Source organism: Bifidobacterium pluvialisilvae, assembly GCF_019331695.1.
Lineage (GTDB): Bacteria > Actinomycetota > Actinomycetes > Actinomycetales > Bifidobacteriaceae > Galliscardovia > Galliscardovia pluvialisilvae.
In genome coordinates this window covers 174061-195961 of sequence record NZ_JAHBBI010000001.1, presented here as the reverse complement: position 1 = coordinate 195961, position 21901 = coordinate 174061, and the positions used below count along the sequence as shown (strand labels likewise).

Annotated in this window: 15 protein-coding genes; 3 read left to right on the top strand and 12 right to left on the bottom strand. The window is 63.0% G+C overall.

Annotated elements, in window-relative coordinates:
* Positions 1–13: 13 nt before the first annotated feature.
* Positions 14–1360, bottom strand: a complete 1347-nt coding sequence (xylA, locus tag KIH77_RS00755; protein WP_219099178.1) for a xylose isomerase — start codon at positions 1358–1360, stop codon at positions 14–16.
* 264 nt (positions 1361–1624) lie between these two features.
* Between xylA and KIH77_RS00750 the strand changes: the two genes are divergently transcribed.
* Positions 1625–3931, top strand: coding sequence for a zinc-ribbon domain-containing protein (locus KIH77_RS00750; protein ID WP_219099177.1), 2307 nt, complete (start codon positions 1625–1627; stop codon positions 3929–3931).
* Between the two features lie 173 nt (positions 3932–4104).
* Here the strand turns inward: KIH77_RS00750 and KIH77_RS00745 are convergent, their stop codons facing one another.
* The 6 genes from KIH77_RS00745 to KIH77_RS00720 form a co-directional block, all read right to left on the bottom strand.
* The gene (locus KIH77_RS00745; protein WP_236024378.1) at positions 4105–5697 is read right to left on the bottom strand and encodes an ABC transporter substrate-binding protein; all 1593 of its coding nucleotides are present in this window, start codon (positions 5695–5697) and stop codon (positions 4105–4107) included.
* 173 nt (positions 5698–5870) lie between these two features.
* Positions 5871–7505, bottom strand: coding sequence for an ABC transporter substrate-binding protein (locus KIH77_RS00740; protein ID WP_219099176.1), 1635 nt, complete (start codon positions 7503–7505; stop codon positions 5871–5873).
* A gap of 243 nt (positions 7506–7748) precedes the next feature.
* The gene (locus KIH77_RS00735) at positions 7749–9371 is read right to left on the bottom strand and encodes an ABC transporter substrate-binding protein (RefSeq protein WP_219099175.1); all 1623 of its coding nucleotides are present in this window, start codon (positions 9369–9371) and stop codon (positions 7749–7751) included.
* 191 nt (positions 9372–9562) lie between these two features.
* Complete coding sequence (locus KIH77_RS00730) at positions 9563–9898, bottom strand: hypothetical protein (protein WP_219099174.1); 336 nt, start codon at positions 9896–9898, stop codon at positions 9563–9565.
* 234 nt (positions 9899–10132) lie between these two features.
* On the bottom strand, positions 10133–11362 hold the full coding sequence (locus tag KIH77_RS00725; protein WP_219099173.1) for an MFS transporter: 1230 nt from the start codon (positions 11360–11362) through the stop codon (positions 10133–10135).
* Positions 11363–11407: 45 nt separating this feature from the next.
* Positions 11408–12085: a nucleoside/nucleotide kinase family protein gene (locus tag KIH77_RS00720; protein ID WP_219099172.1), complete on the bottom strand. Its 678-nt coding sequence runs from the start codon at positions 12083–12085 to the stop codon at positions 11408–11410.
* 225 nt (positions 12086–12310) lie between these two features.
* On the opposite strand from KIH77_RS00720, the gene KIH77_RS00715 reads away from it, so the two are divergent.
* Entirely contained in the window at positions 12311–13597 is a 1287-nt protein-coding gene (locus tag KIH77_RS00715; RefSeq protein WP_219099171.1) for an ROK family transcriptional regulator, read from the top strand.
* A 117-nt stretch (positions 13598–13714) separates the two neighbouring features.
* On the opposite strand, the gene KIH77_RS00710 is transcribed toward KIH77_RS00715, so the two are convergent.
* The 4 genes from KIH77_RS00710 to KIH77_RS00695 form a co-directional block, all read right to left on the bottom strand.
* Positions 13715–15457: a dipeptide ABC transporter ATP-binding protein gene (locus tag KIH77_RS00710; protein ID WP_219099170.1), complete on the bottom strand. Its 1743-nt coding sequence runs from the start codon at positions 15455–15457 to the stop codon at positions 13715–13717.
* On the bottom strand, positions 15454–16590 hold the full coding sequence (locus KIH77_RS00705) for an ABC transporter permease (RefSeq protein WP_219099169.1): 1137 nt from the start codon (positions 16588–16590) through the stop codon (positions 15454–15456). Before KIH77_RS00705 ends, KIH77_RS00710 begins: the two co-directional genes overlap by 4 nt.
* Before the next feature lies 1 nt (position 16591).
* Complete coding sequence (locus tag KIH77_RS00700) at positions 16592–17617, bottom strand: ABC transporter permease (protein ID WP_308283121.1); 1026 nt, start codon at positions 17615–17617, stop codon at positions 16592–16594.
* Positions 17618–17841: 224 nt separating this feature from the next.
* Positions 17842–19467 carry an ABC transporter substrate-binding protein gene (locus KIH77_RS00695; protein WP_219099167.1) on the bottom strand — a complete coding sequence of 542 codons (1626 nt, stop codon included), beginning with the start codon at positions 19465–19467 and terminating at the stop codon, positions 17842–17844.
* A 370-nt stretch (positions 19468–19837) separates the two neighbouring features.
* On the opposite strand from KIH77_RS00695, the gene KIH77_RS00690 reads away from it, so the two are divergent.
* A complete protein-coding gene (locus tag KIH77_RS00690; RefSeq protein ID WP_219099166.1) occupies positions 19838–20188 on the top strand; it encodes a hypothetical protein in 351 nt (116 codons plus the stop codon).
* A 55-nt stretch (positions 20189–20243) separates the two neighbouring features.
* Here KIH77_RS00690 and KIH77_RS00685 read toward each other — a convergent pair whose 3' ends face one another.
* A complete protein-coding gene (locus KIH77_RS00685) occupies positions 20244–21773 on the bottom strand; it encodes an aryl-sulfate sulfotransferase (RefSeq protein ID WP_219099165.1) in 1530 nt (509 codons plus the stop codon).
* Positions 21774–21901 lie beyond the last annotated feature (128 nt).

The following is a 21901-nucleotide window of genomic DNA, read 5'->3' as shown; positions in this document are numbered from 1 at the left end:
CTACGTCAGTCAATCACGCTTCGGCGAGCGCGTCGACGATGTAGTTGTTGATGGAGGCCTTGACGACCTCAAGCTGGTCGGAGCGCTCGGCGCCGATGAGCTCGGCCTGGGTCTTGTCGAGGGCGTAGCTTTCCAGCGAGGCGAGGGTCTCGTTGCCTTCCTCGATGCTCTTGCCGATGCCGGAGTCGAAGGACTCGTAGCGCTTGGCCTGCACGTTCTCGATGTAGCCGTCCTCGTGCATCTTTGCCGCGACCAGCAGGCCGGCGGCAAAGGTGTCCATGCCCACGATGTGGGAGCGGAACAGATCCTCGGCCTCGAAGGAGGAACGGCGAGGCTTGGAATCGAAGTTCAGGCCACCGTGCGGGCCGATGCCTCCGGCGGCGAGCACCTCCCACATCACGGCGACGGCGTCGTACAGGTCGGACGGGAACTCGTCCATGTCCCAGCCGATGAGCTTGTCGCCCTGGTTGGCGTCGAGGGATCCGAGGAACCCGTTCTCGCGGGCGTAACGCACCTCATGCTGGTAGGTGTGGCCGGCGAGGTTGGCGTGGTTGCCTTCGAGGTTCAGCTTGAAGATGTCGTCGAGACCGTAGGTCTTCAGGAAGGCGACCGTGGTTGCGGCGTCGAAGTCGTACTGGTGGAGCGTCGGCTCCTTCGGCTTCGGCTCGATGAGGAACTGGGCATTCATGCCGATTTCCTTGGCGTACTCGTGGCCCATGCGGTAGAACTCGGCGATGTGGTCCTGTTCGCGCTTCATCTGCGTGTTCCACAGGCTCTCATAGCCTTCGCGGCCACCCCAGAACACGTAGTTCTCGGCACCGAGGCGCTTGCCGATCTCGAGGCTCTTCTTCAGCTGGCCGCCGGCGTAGGCGTAGATGTCGGCGAACGGAGTGGTGGCGCCGCCAGCGAAGTAGCGCGGGTTGGTGAACAGCGAGCAGGTGTTCCACAGCAGCTTGACGCCGGTGTCCTTCATGTTCGCCTCGATCTTGTCGACGACCTTGTCGAGGTTCGCGTTGGTCTCGCGCAGGGTATCGCCTTCGGGGGCGATGTCGCGGTCGTGGAAGCAGAAGTACTCGACGCCGAGCTTGGTGAACAGCTCGAAGGCGTAGTCGACCTTGGCGAGGGCCTGGTCCATCGGGTCGGTGTACTTGTAGTACGGACGCTGCGCGGTGCCGGTGCCGAACGGATCGACCAGCTCCTGGTTGAACGTGTGCCACCAGGCGACGCCGAAGCGCAGCCAGTCCTTCATCTTCTTGCCTGCGACGACCTTGTCGGCATCATAGTAACGGAAGCCGAGGGTCTCGGGAGTGCCGCCCTTGCGTCCGATGTACTCGATTTTGTCAACGTTCCACAGTCCCATGTCTGCTCCTTTGCACTGCGGTTTACTTAACGGTTATATAGTAAAACCATTAAACGAAATTTGTCAAATCAAAAAACTTACTCGTAGCCCCATCCGTTCATCCCATGGTTTTGTGGGTCTGCGATATACGCGAGGAACCGGTTTCCGGCGTCCCCATGTATGTCTTAGACCCACAAACCCCTTTATGAACTCATGAACATGACGGACCCACAAATCCAGGATGGCAGGCGGTAGTCTTGATGTGGATACGGGGAGGAAGACGTCATGTTCTGCGAAAACTGCGGCGCGAAGACAACGCCGGACGAACGATACTGCGAAAACTGCGGTCATCCACTCGGTTCGGAGCCCACGCCATCCACCAATCGAACCCTGCCGCCGATTCCCCTTCCGCGCATGGGCCGCGTCGCCCCCGATCCCATCACCGGCGCACGTCCGCAGCCCCAGACACCGATTCCGGCATCGGCGAACGCACTCGACGGCCCTTCAACCACGGCAAAGCCACGTCACGTCAGGCTCATTCCCATCCTCGCGGCCGTCGTCGCGCTCGTACTCGTCATCACGGGAGGCGGACTGGCGTTCACCCATCATGCGGGAATGTGGGGGCACCGCACCCTGCCAGCGGCCGCCGAACTGCAATCCGAATCCGGCAAAAAACTCACCGCGAACATCGTGGCCGACCAACTGCACAGCCAAGGCATCAAAACCAAGGTCAACAAGGTCTATTCCGGTAAACGATCCGGGGAATTCGCCGGATACCAGAACGCCAAGGCCGGAGACAAGATCGCCGCCGGACAAACCGTCACCGTCAACGAATCCATGGGACCGGGCGTCCCCAAAGGCACGGTCGGACGCAAGGCCGCCGACGTGGCCGCCGAACTGCGCGCCATGAACGTGCCGGTCACGTTCCGGCAGATGCCGGTAGATGACATCAAACGATACCCCGCCGGCACGGTCGTCACCACGTTCCCGGCCGACGGCTCCCCCGTCGCCGACACCAAGACCGGCATCAACGTGGCCGTGGCGTCGGACGGCCAGGCCGACGTCCCCTATGACATCATCGGACTGGACAAGAACACCGCGAAGAAGTCGCTGGAATCCGCAGGATATCTAGTGACACTGAAGCCGAAATTCTCGTCAAAACGATATCTTGGCAAAATCGTCGACTCCGACCCAAAGCCCGGGGTTTACCGTCCCATGGGCAGAAGAACGACGCTGTACTATGGCGCGGATGCCAGCCAAGGAATCAACGTTGTCGGGGAACACATTGACTACGATGACGGAGATGACGGCACCGCGATAACCAACGTAAGAGGTCTGGCCGGAACCTACTGCACGGATGGCAGCGACTGCGTCACATTGACTCCGGACGGCACCAGCGGATGGGAGTCCACGCTCGTCACCGATGAACAGCTGAAGTCCGGAGAATGGAAGATTCCCGATGATCCCGATGGCGTCATGCATTTTGAAAACGGCCTGTCATTATGTACGTATGTGCAAGCCGAAACCAGTTGCATACCTCGTTCCAGAGAATCACGCGGCTATCTGGACGACTTCCTGATCAATGGCGATACCGGTGCCATGGAACTATACTCCGGCAACGGGCTTCCCAACTGCGGCACCCAGATTTTCCCATTCGACTCCCCTGTGTATTGCACTAACGGGCAAATCGTATCCGGTCCTGCCAACATAGACAACTACAATTCCAAGGATGCCACCAAGGAACTTGTCTACAAGCCGAAGGAGTTCTTCGTCGTCATGCCGGTCGGCGCGAATCTCGCGAAACTCAAGGCGAGCGGATATTTCGCCGGAGCGTCGGACTACCGGCCCGACGCCAATCGTCCATATCTCATTCGCCGCGACAACTCCGCCTACCAGACGGTCAAGGCCTATGCCGATGACGGTATGACGCTCAAACCCGACCCGTATGCGCCAGGCAGCGGCAGGACCGCATTCAAGCAGGCCCCCAACACGAAGAACGTCTACTATCTGGTCGAGGATGGCGGCGTCCTCGACTGGGACGCGCTGCAGCCGCTGACCGTCACCCCGAACAGAACTGACGGTACGACCGACACCAAGGCCGTGTTCAATCAGGCGTTCACCACACTGGCCGGAAAATACACGTATCGGCCCGGCGCGGACGGCAAATTCACGGAATCCATGACAGTGAAATCCGACGGCTCCTTCACCGGTCAGGCACGGACGCTTAACAACGGCAAATACAGGGACACGTCCAAGCCCGAGGAGATTGCCACCTCGTTCAAAGGCCGGTTCACATCCGCTACCGAGAACAGCGACGGCACCTATACACTGCAATGCGACGCGAAATCGTTCACGGCGGACGGCGACGGCGACCGCAAGTCGATTGGATTTGAGACATGCGGCAAATTCGTCGCCTATCCAAAGGGCACATTCGTCGACGTCGCGTTGGGAGGCAACAAGGCCGGCGAAAAAATCGATACTCCCGAAGCCTACAAGTACTTGAACAACCGGTCGACGTTCGAAAACTGGACCATCGTCAACAAGGGCACCGGCAAATCCGACTTCGGCGTATACGAACGCGCCTCCGAGTAGCGGAGTCGACAGCGAATAACGGACCAGGGAAGCCGGACCGGCGGTTTACGGTGCGTTTTGGTCGTTTTTGGAACGGGAAACGACCAAAACGCACCATGAATCGCGGAGAACGACAGCAACCGCCCGTATGTTAGCCGCCACATCCACGGTCCCGACAACCAACGGCCGCCGCCTTACCCCTTGGTCACGCCCGCGTAGCGGAACCGCAGCGACGAATCGAGCACCACGCCCGTCACGTCGCCGCGCACGACGGCGATCTGCGGCACGTCGAGCAGCGGTATGGCCGGCACGTCGGCCGTGGCCTGTCGCTGCACCTGTTTCAACAGTTCGGCGCGTCGGTCCTCGTTGCGTTCCGACTGCTGCCGTGCGATCAGCGTGTTCACGAGGTCGTTGCGGTATCCGTTGCCGAGGTAGTTGCCGAGGCCGACGTCGCGCAGCAGCGGCGAAAGATAGTCGTCCGGGTCGGGGAAGTCCGGCCCCCAGCCGAGCTGGTAGGCCGGGTAGGCGCCGTCGGAACTCTCCGAGACCACACGCTCCTTGTTGTATTGCGTCCATTCGGTCGAGCGCACGTCCACGCGGAACAGGCCGCCGTCCTCCAGCTGGGCCTTGATGGCCGCATACTCCTCCGTGGAGCTCTGCCCATAGTGGTCGGTGTTGTATTGGATGCGCAACGTCACCGGCGTCGGCACCCCGGCTTCGGCGAGCACACGACGTGCGGCCGCGAGGCTCGCCCCTTCCCTGCCGTCGCCGTATGCCGTGGCGAACGTGTTCTCATGGCCGAGATATTCCTCGGGCAGGAATGAATATGTGGGTTGGTATGTTCCGAAATACACGTTGCGGCTCAACGCCTTGCGGTCGATGAGGTCGGCGACGGCCCGTCGTACGGCGAGCGCCTTCTTGGCGTCGGCGTTGGGCCGTCTGCTTCCGTATGGCTGGGTGCGCAGGTTGAACGTCAGATACCGTTGCGAACCGGCCGCGCCGGTGATGACCCGGAGCCCCTTGCGCTTCCGCAGATTGTTGACGTCGGTGGGTGTCATGGAACGGTAGGCGACGTCGACCTGGCCCTGCTGCACGGCGAGCTTGAGATTCGACGAGTCGGCGAAGTACCGTACCTGGACGATGTCGTTCTTCGCCGGCGTCAGTCCCCGATAGTTCGGGTTACGCCGGTATTCGAGCAGCTCGTCGCGTTTCATGGACGTCAGGGAGTAGGGGCCTCCGAACGCGTTCGCGGCGATGATGCCCTGGTCGTCGGCGAGGCGTTTCGCGGGGAAGACCTCGTCGTCGACGATAGCGGCCGCCGGCGAGCCGAGCACCTGCCGCAACGTGACGTCGTAAGGCAGCCGGTCGGTGACGACGATGGTCGTGGCGTTCGGCGCGGAGACGTCGGTGATGTTGGCGAGCAGTGATGCCGGACCGTTGGGATCGTCGATGGTTTTCATGCGGTCGAGGGAGAACTTCACGTCATGCGCGTCGAGCACATGCCCGTTCGCCCACTTGAGACCGGGTTTGATGCGGACGGTGAAGCGCGTCCCGTCGTCGTTCCAGCTGCCGTCGTCGGCGGCGAGGTCGCGGCCCATGCCGGTTTCGCCGTAGTCCTGCGCGTAGAGGAACGGATATATCTGGATTTTCACGGCGGACGATCCGATGTCGTATGATCCGGCCGGGTCGATGGCCGAGACCTTGTCGGTGGTGCCGATGGTGATGGTGCCATCGCCCGCCGCCACGCCGCCCGGCCTCACTCCTCCGCAGGCCGCGAGCGCCAGCATGGTCGTGGCGACGATGATTGCGACGACGGCCGAGAACACGTCATGGCGGCGGGCGGCGCGGCCGCACCTGCGCGATGCCCACCGACCGTTGCGTTTGCGGCCGTTCATCGGCATCTCCCTCGTGGTATCTGATGTCATTCGTCCGGTATTGCCTTCGTGCCGCCGATGCGGCGTCATGATTTCGTGATCGAAGCGTAGCGGAAGCGGAACGACGCGTCCAATGTCACGCCATGCACGTTCCGTCCGGTTACGGCGACCTGCGAGCCCTGCAGCAGCGGCAGCGTGGACAGGTCCCCGGTCTCCAGCCGCTGGACCTGTTCGAGCAGGTCGGCGCGGCGGCGGTCCTGCTCCCCCGCCTGCCTGACGAGCAGTTCGTTGACGCGGTCGTTATGGTATCCGTTGCTGGGATAGTTGTCGTCACGGAAGAACGGCGAAAGATAGTTGTCCGGGTCGGAATAGTCGGGCAGCCATCCGAGCTGGTAGATGGGGTAGAGTCCGTCCGACGTCCGGGTGACCACGCGGTCCTTGGTGTATTGCGTCCATTCGGTCTGCTGCAGGTTCACCGTGAAGAGGCCGCCGTCCTCCAATTGGGTTTTGATGGCGGCGTATTCGTCGGCGGATGCCGGACCGTAGTGGTCGGTGTTGTATTGGATGTCGAGGCGGACCGGGGTCGTCACACCCGCCTCGTGCAGCGTCCTTCTGGCCTTGTCGGGGCTCGGCCCTCCCATGCCGTCGCCGTATGCGGCCTTGAGCGTGTCGGCGTGGCCGGCGAGCCCGTTCGGAATGAACGAGTACAACGGTTCTACGGTGTTCTTGTACACGTTGCGGGCCAGTGCGGGACGGTCCACGAGGTCGGCCATCGCCTTACGCACGGCCAGCGCCTTGGCCGGGTCGGCGTCGGGCCGCGCCGCGCCGTATGGCATGATCCGCATGTTGAAGACGAGGTACCGTTCCTCGCCGCCCGGCCCGGTGACGACCCTGACGTTGCCGTCGTGGCGCAGATCCTCGATGTCGGTGGGGGTGAGCGTCCGGTAGGCCACGTCGACCTGCCGCTGCTGCACGGCGAGTTTGAGATTGGCCGAATCGGCGAAGTATTTCACCTGCACGACGCCGTTGCGCGCCGGGGTGAGCCCGCGGTAGGCGGCGTTCCGCTCATAGGTGGCGGAATCGTTGAGTTTGAAGGCGGTGAGCCGGTATGGGCCGGCGAAGGCGTCGGCGCCGACGATGGCCGTGTCCTGGGTGAGACGGCCGGCGTCGAACGACTGCTCGTCGACGATCGGACCTGCCGGTGAGCCGAGCACCTGCTTGAGGGTCACATCGTTCCGTACGGCGTCCTTGAACACCACGGTCGTGGGATCGGGGGCCTCGACCGATTCGATGTTCGCCAGCAGCGGCAGCGGCCCGTTCGCGCTGTTGATTCTTCTCATGCGGTCGAACGAGAACTTCACGTCGGATGATGTCAGATCGTGGCCGTTCGCGAAGGTGAGGCCGGGCTTGAGCTTGACGGTGAATTCGGTGCCGTCCTTGCTCCAGCTGCCGTCGTCGGCGGCGATGTCGGGACTCATTTCGGCGCTGCCGTAACGCTGCGAATACAGGAACGGGTATATCTGCACGAACACGGCGAACGACCCCATCTCATACGTGCCCGCCGGGTCGAGCATGTTGACCTTGTCGGTCGTGCCGATGGTGATGACGTCGCCGCCCGTCGTCGCCGCACCGTCCGGCCGCACTCCCCCGCAGGCCGCGAGCGCCAGCATCATCGCGGCGACGACCATCGCCGCGATGCGACGTATGACGCAAGTATGCATGTTCCCCCTCCATGACCGTCGGCCGCCGATGCCGGCGTTCCCGGCATACGTGCGCGTGGCCGCGGCCAAGTCATCATTATGGTTCCTCCGTCCGGGGCCCGGCCATGCTTTGCTATAGGAAAAACTTAGAGCGCGGGACGCAGGACGTGGCGAACACGACAAGGCCCGCTCTCCGTAATGGAAAGCGGGCCTTGGGGGAAGCGGCCGCGCAGTATATGTCGCGTCCGCTGGGTGGTCAGCGTATCAGGACTTGGTCACCGAGGCGTAGCGGAAGCGGAACGAGGCGTCCAGCGTCACGCCGGAGATGTTCGTCCTCGTGACGGCCACCTGCGCGCCCTGCAGCAGCGGGATGGTCGACAGGTCCTGGGTCTCGAGCTCCTGGATCTGCTTGAGGATGGCCTCGCGCTTCGTCTTGTCCTGCTCGCCGGCCTGCTGCACGATGAGGTCGTTGACCTTCTTGTTCGCGTAGCCGTTGTTCACGAAGTTGCCGTCGCGGAAGAACGGCGAGAGGTAGTTGTCGGGGTCCGAATAGTCGGGGAACCATCCGAGCTGGTAGGCGGGGTAGGCGCCGTCGGAGCTTTCGGTGACGACACGCTCCTTCTGGTACTGCGTCCATTCGGTCTGCTGCAGGTCGACCTTGAACAGGCCGCCGTTCTCCAGCTGCGACTTGATGGCGGAGTATTCGTCTGCCGAGGACGCGCCGTAGTGTTCGGCGTTGTACTGGAGCTTGAGCTCGACCGGGGTCTTCACGCCGGCGTCGGCGAGGACCTTCTTGGCCTTCTCCACGCTGGGCTTGCCACCCTCGCCGTATGCGGCCTTGAGCGTGTCGTCATGGCCGGAGAGTCCGTCGGGGATGAACGAGTAGAGCGGGGTGTAGGTGCCCTTGTACACGTCGTTGGCCAACGCCTCGCGGTCCACGAGGTTGGCGGCGGCCTGACGGACGGCCTTGGCCTTGTTGGCGTCGGCGTCCTTCTGCGCGGTGCCGTACGGCTGGATCTTCATGTTGAAGGTGATGAAGCGTTCCTCGCCGCCGGGGCCGTTGACGACCTTCACGTTCTTGTCGTTCTTGAGGTCGGAGATGTCGGTCGGGGTCAGCTGGCGGTAGGCGATGTCCACCTGGCCCTGCTGGATGGCCATTTTGAGGTTCGAGGCGTCGGCGAAGTACTTCACCTGCACGGCGTCGTTCTTCGCGGGCGTCAGTCCCTTGTAGCTGTCGTTCTTGGCGTAGCTCAGCGCCTCGTTGAGCTTGAACGAGGTGAGCTTGTACGGACCGGCGAAGGCGTCGCCCTTGACGATGGTGTCGGCGTCGGTGACCTTGTCGGCGGAGAAGACCTGCTCGTCGACGATCGGGCCGGCCGGGGAGCCGAGCACCTGCTTGAGGGTCACGTCGTTCTTCACGGAGTCCTTGATGACGACGGTCGTGGCGTCGGGCGTCTCGACGGACGAGATGTTGGCGAGCAGCGAGCTCGGGCCGTTCTCGTCGTTGATCTTCTTGATGCGGTCGAGGGAGAACTTCACATCGGAGGAGGTCAGATCATGGCCGTTCGCGAACTTGAGGCCGCTCTTGAGCTTGACGGTGAATTCGGTGCCGTCCTTGCTCCAGGAGCCGTTGTCGGCGGCGATGTCCGGGCTCATCTCGGAGCTGCCGTAGTCCTGGGCGTACAGGAACGGGAACACCTGGATCTGCACGGCGTAGGAGCCGTTGTCGTATGATGCGGCCGGATCGAGGCTGACGATCTTGTCGGTGGTGCCGATGGTGATGGCGTTGCCGCTCGAGGCGGCGTCGTTCTTGACGCCGCCGCAGGCCGCGAGCGAGGCGATTGCGGCCAATGATGCGACGACCGCACCGATTCTTCTGACGTTCATATGGTTCCGTCCTCCTTGTCCCTCTATATATCTTGGGGCTAAAGAGTACTATCGGCCGCCGGTGTTGCATTGGGATTTCACGACGACCCTCTGGAAACGGCGCCGTATTGCGCAGTTTTCCTGCCCGTAATATACAAAGGGCACGCATACCGACCGAATCGGACTCGAAAGGCCCAGGCCAAGACTTCCGCCTACGGATACAGCGGATTGTCGCCTGCGGCATGAGGCCAGATAATCTCGAACATCCGGTCGAACGCGTCCATGGCCGCCTCGACCGGAGTGTCGCCCTCGCCCAGTGACGCATAACGGGCGAGACGGTCCGGCTCCGTCCATTCCACATCCCGCAACCAGTCCTCATACCGTTCGGTCATATACGCCGAGGCCATGTCACGAGCCGTATGGCCGGGATGATGCATGGCATGGTATGGATGACCGTCGGCGGCATCCTCCCAGTATCCGACGACGTATTCGGTGACTTCCCGCATAAGCTCGGCATAGCGGTGGTCCGCGGAGTCCACGGTCGTCATCGTCACGTCCTTTCCTGACAGGGTTGGATTAGCCCTGGCATAACAGACGATGGCGACCTGTCTGGCACAACGAGAAAAAAAGACCCCGCCCAGATGGACGGGGTCTTGGCGTCATGCCGCAGGTCGCCTGGTCGACGAAGGCCGACCAGAACACAGACTACTTGTCTTCCGCGGCGAGAAGCTCGTGCAGGTGGGCGCGAGCTTCTGCCGTTCGCGTGAATCGGGTCGGTCGGATCAGGACCTTCCCTTTTCGAGAACCCCATAGGCAAGGGCGACGATAAGGATATAGAGGCAGCCCGCGGCCAGCACGAGAACACCGCCGAACTGTCCCGCCCAGTCGGACGCGACTCCCATGATCGGAGGGAAGACCGCGCCGCCAATCAGGCCCATGAGCATAAGGCCGGAGATTTCGTTCTGACGTTCCGGACGATACATGAGGGCATGGGAAAGAAACAGCGAGAACACGTTCGAGTTGCCGAATCCGATGAGTACGACGGCCAGCCAGAACAGCCACTGCGGCGGGTCGGACGGAACCAGGGCGAAAATCGCGAAGCACACCGCCGCCAGGGTCACAATCACGCCACAGACGCGCGTACCGAACCTGTTGCTCACCCTTTTCAGCACGACGCCACCGGTGAAGCAGCCGATCATGCGCGCGATGAAGTACACCATCGTGGCATTGGTGGCAAAGGTCAGGGCGATGTCCGTATGCTCCATGAGAATGCGCGGCGCCTGGGCGTTGACGCCCACGTCGACGCCCACATGCGCGACGATGCCGAGGAAGCACAGGAGCACGACGCGATCGGAGAACAACAGTCCGAAACAGCGTGCGACAGTGGTCGAACCGGCATCCGGGGCGGGTTCCTCGATCCTGTCGAGGGCAAGGCAGACGTAGCCGACGATGCCGACGACCAGATAGATCACGAACAGGATCCACCACATGCCCAGACGGCTGGCACCCCATGCGGCGATATACGGGGCGAACAGGGATGCGAAGGCCTTGACGAACTGCCCCGTGGTCAGTGTGGACGCGAGATTGTCGCCTTTGACGAATACCGCCAGCAACGGGTTGAGCGACACCTGCATCAGGGTGTTGCCGATGCCGAGGAATGCGAAAGACGCAACGATCAACGCCAACCGAATGGTCGATTCGTCCGGACATGCGACGTATGCGATGATCGGCAGGGCCATGGCCACGAGCGTGACGAGGATGGACCACAGCACGGTCCTGCGACGACCGATCCTGTTCATCAGGATGCCGGTCGGGACGGAGAAGATGAGGAACCAGAAGAACACCATGGTGGTGAGCAGGTTCGCGATGCCGTCGGTCAGTGCGAACTCGGCCTTGACGTAGTTGATGGCCGTGCCGACCAGGTCGACGAAGCCCATGACGAAGAACGCCAGCATGACCGGCGCGATTCCGGCGAATCCGGCGTTGCCGGTCTTGGTGGTTCCATTGCTCATTGCGGTACTCCTTCGTATCGATGTTCCGATGGGATTCCGGACCGGTCACAGGTCCAGCGGCGGCAGCGAGACCGTCGCATCGGCGCGGTCGCGGCAGGCCGCGATGCGTCGGGCGTTGACTTCATCGACCTCCATGACCCATTTGCGGGCCTGCTCCGGCTCCTTGCCGAACCGGATATGCCGTTCGACGAGGCGCTCCCGGCGCAGGTCGTCGTCGACGTCGACGTACCACACTTCGGTCATGGCGGCGCGCACGTCCTTCCACGCGTCGGCCTCGTCCAGCAGGTAGTTGCCCTCGGTGACCACGAAGCGGGTCCACGGGAACACCGGAATCGCGCCGGCGAGCGGCTGTTCGAGGTCGCGCTCGAACATCGGGGCGTAAATCACGCCGTCCTCGCCTTCGTGGATGCGACGCAGCAGCGAGCGATAGCCGCGCGCGTCGAACGTGTCGATCGCGCCCTTGCGCTGCAGACGGTTCAGTCGCCTGAGTTCGACGTCGGCCAGATGGTAGCCGTCCATCGGCACCCATGCCGCGAAATGGTCCTTCGGCGCGTCCCCGCTGCCGGGAACACCTTCGGAGAACGCCTCGGCCAGCAGCTGCGCGAGCGTGGACTTGCCGGCGCCGGGCGCGCCGACGATGCCGAGGATCACGCGTTCGTGGGTCGCGAGCAAGTCCTTGACGCGGGCCTTAGCCTCTTCGAGATTCGCAATGTGGACAGTCATCGTCGGTTCCTCCTATGGAAATATGTGGCATTCGTCGTCGTCATGGCGTCGATTTCTCGGGGTTCCGTCGCCGACGGAACCGTCCGGAGGGAACGGATGCTTCACCGCCATCCGTCATCCTCCTTGTGATACATAACTATACCATTGTTCTGTATAGAGATATACAAAAGTATACCAGTAATTGTGAAGATATTGTTATAACAGCTGTGTTGTATGCTGGCAATTATGACCAAAGCGGAGGAAAACACCACTCTCAATGACGGAACCCTCGAGCTACTCACCCGGCTCCGCGCACGCGGGGCGATGACGCGCAGCGAGATCGGCGCCGCGACCGGATGGGCGCGCCCCACCGTGAACAAACGCATCGACGAGCTGGTCTCCATCGGCATCGTGCGCCCACTGACCATGCCGAGTCCGACCGGCGGACGGCCGGCGCAGGGGTTCGCCTTCGACGCCTCGTGCGCGGTCATCCTCGCCGTCGACATCGCCACCACCGTCACCACGCTCGCCCTTTGCGACCTATCCGGACGGCCGGTCACGATTCGAACCATCGAGGTCGGCGCCGAAAACGGACCGGAGGAAACGCTCGGCCTGATCTATACGACCGCGGACGGGATGCTTGCCGACGACACCAACAGCGACGGCGATACGGATGACGACGGCGATACGGATGGCGACGACGCCTCGGATACGCCAGGCGCGGACGCGTCCGGCGCCGCCCCCCATGCGACGCGACTGTGCGCCGTGTCCATAGCGGTGACCACACGCGTCGAGACGTCCACCGGCAACATCATCCAGGCGCCGGTGATGCGCCACTGGGAGAACCACAATCTGCGAGACCTGTTCTCCCGGCGTTACCAAGTGCCCGCGTTCGTCGAGAACGACGCCAACGTCCGTGCGTTGTGCAAGGCGTATGAACTGGCCGGCGACGGAGAACGCATGGTCGGCGACCTGCTGTACGTGCATGCCGGCATGGGTCTGGGAGCCGGCATCATCTCCTCCGGCGTCATCATGCACGGCTCGGGCGGCGCCGCCGGCGACATCGGTCACATCCACGTGCTCGGGGAGGTCGGTGCGGACCGCCCGTGCCGATGCGGCAACATCGGCTGCGTGGAGGCGTCGGCCGGTGGCTGGGCCATACTGCAGTCCTTGCAGGATGCCGGCAAACCCGTGCACACGCTGGCGGATGTGGTCGGACTCGCCAGACAGGGCGACATCGAAACCGTGCAGCTGGTCCGTCGTGCGGGACGACTGATCGGTGATGCGATCTCCACCTGCGTCAACCTGCTCAATCCGTCGTACATCATCGTCGGCGGCGAGCTTTCGGATTGCGGAGAACTGCTCATGAGCGGCATCCGCGAACGCGTCTGGGCCCGCGCGCAACCGCTGGCGACCACATCATTGCATATCGAATCCTGCGATGACGAGGCCCGGGCCGGCATTATCGGACTGGCGTATGCGGCCATCGACCAGGGGCTGACGTCCTTGGAATTCCTGCGACAATTCGCCTAGGAACCCCGGAGGAGCCCCACGCATACGAGGGGATGCCTCCATAACCGACAGGACCCCGCCCATATGGATATGGACGGGGTCCTGTCATTGGCAGCCGCAGAATAACTGCGGATGTCCTTACTTGTCTTCCGCGGCGAGAAGCTCGTGCAGGTGGGCGCGATGCTTCTGCTGTTCGCGCGGATCGGGGATCGGCAGCGAGGCGAGCAGCTTCTTCGTGTACGGGTTCCGCGGGTTGCCGAGGATCTGGTCGGCCTCACCGTGTTCGACGATCTCGCCCTGGTGCATCACCATGATGCGGTCGGCGAGCATGTCGACGACGGCGAGGTCATGGGTGATGAACAGGCAGGCGAAGCCGATCTCGACCTGCAGGCGCTTGAACAGCTCAAGCACCTTGGACTGCACCGACACGTCAAGCGCGGAGGTCGGCTCGTCGGCGATGAGCAGGGACGGCTTCAGGGCGAGGGCGCGGGCAAGGGATGCTCGCTGGCGCTGGCCGCCGGAGAGCTCGTGCGGGAAGCGATCCATGTACGCCTTGGGCAGCTGCACCATTTCGAGCAGCTCCTCCACGTACTTGCGGGCGGCGGCGAGCGAATCGTACTTCTTGTGCACGAGCAGCGGTTCGGCAACGTTCTGCGCGATGGTCATCAGCGGGTTGAACGAACTGCCCGGATCCTGGAACACGAAGCCGATGTCGGCGCGCTTCGGCTTGAACGCACGCTCCTTGAATCCGTTCATCTCCATGCCGAGCACGTTGAGCGAGCCGCCGGAGATGCGCTGCAGGCCGGCGATGGCGCGGCCGGTGGTGGACTTGCCGGAACCGGACTCGCCCACGAGGCCGAGCACCTCGGAACGGTGGATCTCGAAGTCGATGCCCTTGACGGCCTTGAAGTCGGGCTGCATGAGGTGGCCGGGGTAGGTGATCTCCAGGCCCCTGGCCTTGACGGCGATGGGCTGGGTGCGCCAGTCCTTCTTGCGTTCCACGATGTCGCCGTTCTCGTCGCGCACGACGAGCTTCTGGCCGATGCGCGGCACGGCGGCGAGCAGACGCTTGGTGTAGGCGTGCTGCGGGGAGTAGAAGATCTGCTCCACGCTGCCCTGCTCGACCACGTGGCCGCGGTACATGACGATGACGTTGTCGGCCACGTCGGCGATCACGCCCATGTTGTGGGTGATGATGAGCACGGAGGCGTCGAACTCGTCGCGGGCCATGCGCAGCAGGTCGAGGATCTCGGCCTGCACGGTCACGTCGAGTGCGGTGGTCGGCTCGTCGGCCAGAATCAGGCCGGCGTTGAGCACGAGCGCCATGGCGATGACGATGCGCTGCTTCTGGCCGCCGGAGAACTGGTGCGGATAGTAGTCGATGCGGGTCTCGGCGTCGGGGATGCCCACCTTCTTGAGGATGTCGATGGACTTGGCGCGCTGCTCGTGCTTGTCGGTGATGCCGTGGGCGCGCAGGCCCTCGGCGATCTGCCAGCCGATGGTGTACACCGGGTTGAGCACGGAGTTCGGCTCCTGGAACACCATGGCCGCCTCCTCGCCGCGCATTTTGCGCAGGTCCTCACCGGAGAGCGAGAGCACGTCCATCTCGCTGGAGCGGTCACGGCTCTTGAGGTAGATGGCGCCGGAGGTGGTGGCGGTCTCGGGCAGGAGCTTGAGGATGGAGCGCGCGGTGACGGACTTGCCGGAACCGGATTCGCCCACGATGCCGACGATGGACCTGCGCGGCACGGTGAGGTTCACTTTGTCGACGGCCTTGATGGGGCCGGCGTCGGTGACGAAGGAGACGCTGAGGTCCTTGATGGTGGCGAGGTCGCCGTCCGCGACGACGCCCTTGCCGGGTGCGTTCTGCGCGATGGTCATGATTCATCCCCCTTGCTTGCGGTGGCGTTGCCTTCGGCCGGCTCCCCGGCCTTGGCGGCGGCGGACCGGTCGGTGAACACGACCTCGGCGGCGTCCTTCTGCGTGGACGGGTCGACGGAGGTGTCCTCGATGCTGCCGATGACCTCGCCCGCGGACTTGCGTGCGCGCAGTCGCGGATCGGAGAGGTCGTTGAGCGATTCGCCGACGAGCGTGATGCCGAGCACGATGAGCACGATGGCCACGCCGGGGAACACGGCGGTCCACCAGATGCCGGCGGTCACGTCGGAGACGGAGCGGTTGAGGTCGTAGCCCCATTCGGCGGCGGCGGTCGGCTCGATGCCGAATCCGAGGAAGCCTAGGCCCGCGAGCGTGAGGATGGCCTCGGAGGAGTTCAGTGTGAGGATGACCGGCAAGGTTCGCGTGGAGTTCTTCAGCAGGTGCTTGGTGAGGATGCGCCAGGTGGGCGCGCCGATCACGCGGGCGGAGTCGATGAACGCGGACTCCTTCATGCGGATGACCTCGGCGCGGATGGTGCGGAAGTACTGCGGGATGTAGACCACGGTGATCGACAGGCCGGAGGCGAAGATGCCGCCCCAGAGGCTGGACTGGCCGCCGGAGATCATGATGGCCATGAGGATGGCCAGCAGCAGCGACGGGAAGGAGTAGACGGCGTCGGCGATGACCACGAGCACGCGGTCGACCCAGCCGCCGAAGTAGCCGGAGACGAGACCGAGGATCACGCCGATGAAGATGGAGCACAGCACGGCGATGACGATGGCGATGACGGCGGTGCGGGCGCCCCAGACGGTGCGGCTGAACACGTCGAAGCCGCCGACGGTGGTGCCCCAGATGTGCTCGGCGCTCGGCGCCTGCTGCGTGGGGAACGCCTGTCCGTTGGCGTCCTTGATCTGCGCGTACCCGTAGGGGGCGATGAGCGGCGCGAAGATGGCGACGAGCAGGAAGAAGGCGCACAGCACCAGGCCGGTGATGAGCATGCCCTTCTGCCAGCCGACGGCGACGCGCAGCTGCTTGATGATGGGGAGCTTGGAGAAGAACGTCTGCTTGTTCTTCTGGCGCAGCTCGGCGAGTCGGTCGTCGCCGGGCACGGTGGGGGTGCTATTCGCTGCGGTCATGTCAGTACCTCACTCTCGGGTCGATCAGGGCGCTGACGACGTCCACGATGAAGTTCACCACGGAGACGATGATCGCGATGAGGATGACGATGCCCTGCACCGCCACGAAGTCTCGCGCCTTCAGATAGGTGGACAGCATGAATCCGAGGCCCTTCCATTCGAAGGTGGTCTCGGTGAGCACGGCGCCGGCGAGCATGAGGGCAATCTGCATGCCCATGACGGTGATGATCGGGATGAGCGCCGGCTTCCAGGCGTGCTTGCTCAGCAGGCGCTTCTCGGAGACGCCGCGGGAGCGGGCCGCCTCCACGTAGCCGGACGTGTAGGTGCTGATCACGTTGGTGCGCACGAGTCGGATGAACACGCCGGCGGTCAGCAGGCCGAGGGCCAGCGAGGGCAGGATGGCGTGCTGGAGCACGTCGAGCAGGACGGCGGGGTCGCCGAGCTGCAGCGCGTCGATGATGTAGAAGCCGGTGGGCGAGACGAGACGCGAGAACTGCATCTCGGACGTCAGCGAGCTGCGGCCGGAGCTGGGCAGCCAGTTGAGCCACACGGAGAAGATGAGCTTGAGCAGCAGGCCGAGGAAGAACACCGGGGTCGCGTAGCACAGGATGGCGAAGGTGCGGATGCCGGCGTCGACGGCCTGGTCGCGGCGGCGGGCGGCGATGCGGCCGAGCCCGATGCCCACGATGAGCGCGATGATGAGCGCCAGGAACGCCAGCTCGAAGGTGGCGGCGCCGTAGCGGGTCAGTACGGTGGCGACCGGCTGGTTGTCGGTGAGCGTGGTGCCGAGGTCGCCGTGCAGGAGGCCGCCGAGGTAGTCGAGGTACTGCACGATGAGCGGCCTGTCGTATCCGGCCGCATGTATTCTCGCCTGCAGCTCCTGCGGGGTGAGGCGGCCGCCGAGAGCCGCGGTGATGGGATCGCCGGTCGCGCGCATCACGAAGAACACGATCGTGACCAGAATGAAGATGGTGGGGATGATCAGCAGGAACCGGACGATGACGAATCGGAAGAACCCGCCCGATATCCTGTTCTTTTTCGGTTTGTTCTCAGAAGCGTCAGCCGTCTTCTTGACCGGCTGCTCCGCCTGAGCGTGGGCTTTCGACGCCACTCGTTTTCTCCTTGGTTGACGATGAACCCCGCGGAACGGGATTCCTTACGGTTGAAGGGGATGCCCGACGCGTGCAAGACGTATCGGGCATCCCCCGCATAGTTATGGTTGAGACTAGTCCCTCAATGTTTCGCGAAACTTCAGGACTTGGTCACCGAGGCGTAGCGGAAGCGGAACGAGGCGTCCAGCGTCACGCCGGAGATGTTCGTGCCGGTGACCGCCACCTGCGCGCCCTGCAGCAGCGGCAGGGTGGAGATGTCCTCGGTCTCGAGCTCCTGGATCTGCTTGAGCAGCTCCAGACGCTTGGCCTTGTCCTGCTCGCCGGCCTGCTGGACGATCAGGTCGTTGATCTTCTTGTTCGAGTAGCCGTTGTTCACGAAGTTACCGTCGCGGAAGAACGGGGACAGGTAGTTGTCCGGGTCGGAGTAGTCCGGGTACCAGCCGAGCTGGTAGGCCGGGTATGCGCCGTCGGAGGAGTCGGTGACGACGCGCTCCTTCTGGTACTGCGTCCACTCGGTCTGCTGCAGGTCGACCTTGAACAGGCCGCCCTGCTCGAGCTGGGACTTGATGGCGGCGTACTCGTCGGCGGAGCTGGAGCCGTAGTGCTCGCCGTTGTACTGGAGCTTGAGCTCGACCGGGGTCTTCACGCCGGCGTCGGCGAGGACCTTCTTGGCCTTGTCGAGGCTGGGCTTGCCGTTGTCGCCGTACTGCTCCTTGAAGGTGTTCACCTGGCCGGTGATGCCGGACGGGATGTAGGAGTACATCGGGGTGTAGGTGCCCTTGTAGACGGTGTTGGCGAGCTCCTCGCGGTCGATGAGGTTGGCGGCGGCCTGACGGACGGCCTTGGCCTTCTTGGCGTCGGCGTCCTTCTGCTTGGTGCCGTACGGCATGATGTTCATGTTGAACGTGATGAAGCGTTCCTCACCGCCGGGGCCGGTGACGACCTTGACCTTGTTGTTCTTCTTCAGGTCGGAGATGTCGGTCGGGGTCAGGGTGCGGTAGGCCACGTCGACCTGGCCCTGCTCGATGGCCATCTTGAGGTTGGACGGGTCGGCGAAGTACTTCACCTGCACGGCGTTGTTCTTGGCCGGGGTCAGGCCCTTGTAGCCGTCGTACTTGGCGTAGCTGACGGCCTCGTTGAGCTTGAAGGCGGTGAGCTTGTACGGGCCGCCGAAGGCGTTGGCCTTGAGGATGTCGTCGGCGGAGGTCAGCTTGTCGGGGCTGAAGACCTCGTCGTCGACGATCGGGCCGGCCGGGGAGCCGAGGACCTGCTTGAGGGTCACGTCGTTCTTCACGGAGTCCTTGAACACCACGGTGGTGGCGTCCGGGGTCTCGATGTCGGTGATGTTGGCGAGCAGCGAGCTCGGGCCGTTCTCGTCGTTGATCTTCTTCACGCGGTCGAAGGAGAACTTGACGTCCTTGGAGTCGAGCGTGTGGCCGTTGGCCCACTTGAGGCCGGGCTTGATCTTGACGGTGAACTCGGTGCCGTCCGCGTTCCAGGAGCCGTTGTCGGCGGCGATGTCGGGGCTCATCTCGGAATCGTTGTAGTTCTGGGAGAACAGGAACGGGAACACGTTGATGATCACCGCGAAGGAACCGTTGTCGTACTGGCCGGCAGGATCGAGGCTGACGATCTTGTCGGTGGTGCCGATGGTGATGGCGTTGGCGTCCGATGCCGCGCCGTTGTCCTTCACGCCGCCGCAGGCCGCGAGCGACGCGATCGCGGTGATGGATGCGATCGCCGCGAGAATCTTTTTACTCTGCACGAGTACCTCTCTTCGTTTGCGTTGCCCCCGCGCGAGGCGCGGGGCCCGGCGTTGCCACGACGCGGCCGACCGGTAACGGTTGTGTTACCACGTCGGGAATTCGTAACAAACCCGGGGTACTGAAGTACAACTTAGTGTTATATCCGAAACCCCGGATTTTTTCCTGCAAATTCCATGAATTTCCCCATATCGCCCATAAAATGGGTCGGATGCGGCTTGATGCCACGATAGAATGTGTCCGGTAACATGTGTGTCTGGCCGACATATATGGTCCGGCAACATGTGAGGCTGGCAACATGGTCCGTTGCGACGATGCACGGTGTCGTCACACCCCCTCGAATTATGCCCACGGCGAAAGGAATCGGTCCTTATGCAGTATGTGTTTCTCGCGGTCATCGGAGTCGTCTGTGCGGTCATCGGTTTCGCGTTCGCGCTGTTCCCCCGTCGCACCTTCGACATGGACCCGTTGCAGCAGAAGGTGTCCCGCGCGTTGGGCATCGTCTTCTGCCTGCTGTTCTTCGTGTTCATGGTGGCCGGTCGCGACGCCGAATCGTGGGCGGTGATCGGCGGCGGCCTCATCGGCTTCGCACTGGGTTCCGTACCCCCGATTCGCCGTTCCTGCCGGGAGCGTTTCGTGCTCTTCACTCCCCCGGCCAAGCCGGCGAAGGATTCCAAGTCCGCAAAGGCCGCGGCCCCGAAGAAGACGGCAAAACGCAAGTAGCGTTTCTTTCCTCGCCGCCAGGCTCCCGATTATTCGCGATTGTTCGGAACACCGACTATTCGAAATACTGCGTGCGGTAGCTTTGCGACGACGAGGATACGATCTCGCTGATCACCTTGTCGTTCCTGAAGTCGTAGAGCGTGGCGAGCACCTTGTTGGATGCCATGCCCCATCCGATGAAGTACCGGTCGGGCGAGATCTGCTGCACGCTGCCGCAGTACATGGAGAAGTGGTCGCCGAGGTCGAAGTTCCTGAACGCGGTGACCTTGTGGTTCTTCTCGTCCAGCGTGTAGCGCTTGATGGTCGAATGCCCGGAGGCGACGCCGTTGTCGAACAGCAGCAGGTTGTGGTCGTTGTCGAAGTAGGCGTAGTGCTGGCGTGAGAACCGCTGGTCCTTGGGCAATCCGAACTGGTCGTTCTTGCCGCCGAGCGTCCATATGATGTCGCCGGTGCGGTGGTTGATCTTCATGACGGCGTCCTGGTTGCGCGCCGAAAGAATGAAGTTGTCGTCCTTCGGGTCGATGACGAGGCTGTTGGAGTGCATGTAGTCCTCGTTGTTGTCCATGAGCTCCTGGTAGCTGTCGTCGAGCTCGTGGTGCTCGCTGCTGAGCCATTCGAACCCGACCTTGCCGCCATTAAGTTCCTGGATGTAGGTGGAGCGCATCTCGTTGGTGTTGCCCTTGTCGTCGCGGATGGGCGAATACACCTCCCCCATGAGGATGTAGTGCGTGGGCGAGAGGAAGATGTAGTCGTGGTTCTCCGCGTAGCCGCCCTGCGGCAGCTTCTTCGTGGGGGTCAGTCGGATGCGGTTGATCTGCCGGTACTGGTCGTCGAGCAGTACGATCTGGCCGAATTTCAGGCTGAAGTTCTTGATCTGGTTGTATTCGGGCACGGCCTCGAAGAACGAGTAGTAGGTCTTGCCGTCGAACACGTATTTCTTGAGGTTGTCGATGTCCTGTCCGCGACGGTAGTAGAGGATGCTGCCGGCCGGGGTCATGCGGTAGACGTACGTGTTCGCACCGGTGCCGACGTTGCCGTAGTAGTCGCCCTTGGGCGTGGTGAAGTTCTGGCCGGACACCTCGAGGTTGGGGAAGTCGCTGGGCAGGGACGGGATGGTGATCGTGCGCTGCTCCCCCGTCGTCCGGCTGATCTTGATGACGGTGTTGTGGCTGACCTCGCGTGAAAGCCGGTCGAACCGCAGGCTCATCGGCTTGGTGTACCGGTGGCCGTTGACCGTGACGGTGGTGTTGACGGGGACGTCGAGGGAAAGTCGGTTGTCGATGCCGACGGCCAGTGATCTGGCGTTGACGCGCGGGTTGATGACGTTGAGCTTCACCGGCGTGGGAATGCCGTTGATCTTCAGTCCGAGGTCGATGCCGCTGAGCGAATCGTTGATGCGGTCGTTCTGTTCGTCGGTCTGGTCCTCGACGGATTCGCCGAGGTCCTTGACGTTCGACGCCGTGGTCTGGATGTTGTCGTTGAGCTGTTGGATGGCCTGGTATCCCAGGAATCCCCCGACCCCGGCGAACACGATGATGACGACAAGGACCACCCCCACGGCGGCCGCGATGATCTTATCCCTCATATCCGCCATTATTCCGCGTGAAGCAGCCGACGGCGGCGTTATGGGAGGGTTTTCATCCGCCCGTAACCTTCAGAACATCTCGCCCGCGGAACGTCCGGGAATCGTCGTGGATTCCCGCGTATGGCGAC

Coding starts and splice junctions, on each gene's coding strand:
- xylA (WP_219099178.1), bottom strand. CDS start 1,360: ATGGGACTGTGGAACGTTGACAAAATCGAGTACATCGGACGCAAGGGC.
- KIH77_RS00750 (WP_219099177.1), top strand. CDS start 1,625: ATGTTCTGCGAAAACTGCGGCGCGAAGACAACGCCGGACGAACGATAC.
- KIH77_RS00745 (WP_236024378.1), bottom strand. CDS start 5,697: ATGCTGGCGCTCGCGGCCTGCGGAGGAGTGAGGCCGGGCGGCGTGGCG.
- KIH77_RS00740 (WP_219099176.1), bottom strand. CDS start 7,505: ATGCATACTTGCGTCATACGTCGCATCGCGGCGATGGTCGTCGCCGCG.
- KIH77_RS00735 (WP_219099175.1), bottom strand. CDS start 9,371: ATGAACGTCAGAAGAATCGGTGCGGTCGTCGCATCATTGGCCGCAATC.
- KIH77_RS00730 (WP_219099174.1), bottom strand. CDS start 9,898: ATGACGACCGTGGACTCCGCGGACCACCGCTATGCCGAGCTTATGCGG.
- KIH77_RS00725 (WP_219099173.1), bottom strand. CDS start 11,362: ATGAGCAATGGAACCACCAAGACCGGCAACGCCGGATTCGCCGGAATC.
- KIH77_RS00720 (WP_219099172.1), bottom strand. CDS start 12,085: ATGACTGTCCACATTGCGAATCTCGAAGAGGCTAAGGCCCGCGTCAAG.
- KIH77_RS00715 (WP_219099171.1), top strand. CDS start 12,311: ATGACCAAAGCGGAGGAAAACACCACTCTCAATGACGGAACCCTCGAG.
- KIH77_RS00710 (WP_219099170.1), bottom strand. CDS start 15,457: ATGACCATCGCGCAGAACGCACCCGGCAAGGGCGTCGTCGCGGACGGC.
- KIH77_RS00705 (WP_219099169.1), bottom strand. CDS start 16,590: ATGACCGCAGCGAATAGCACCCCCACCGTGCCCGGCGACGACCGACTC.
- KIH77_RS00690 (WP_219099166.1), top strand. CDS start 19,838: ATGCAGTATGTGTTTCTCGCGGTCATCGGAGTCGTCTGTGCGGTCATC.
- KIH77_RS00685 (WP_219099165.1), bottom strand. CDS start 21,773: ATGAGGGATAAGATCATCGCGGCCGCCGTGGGGGTGGTCCTTGTCGTC.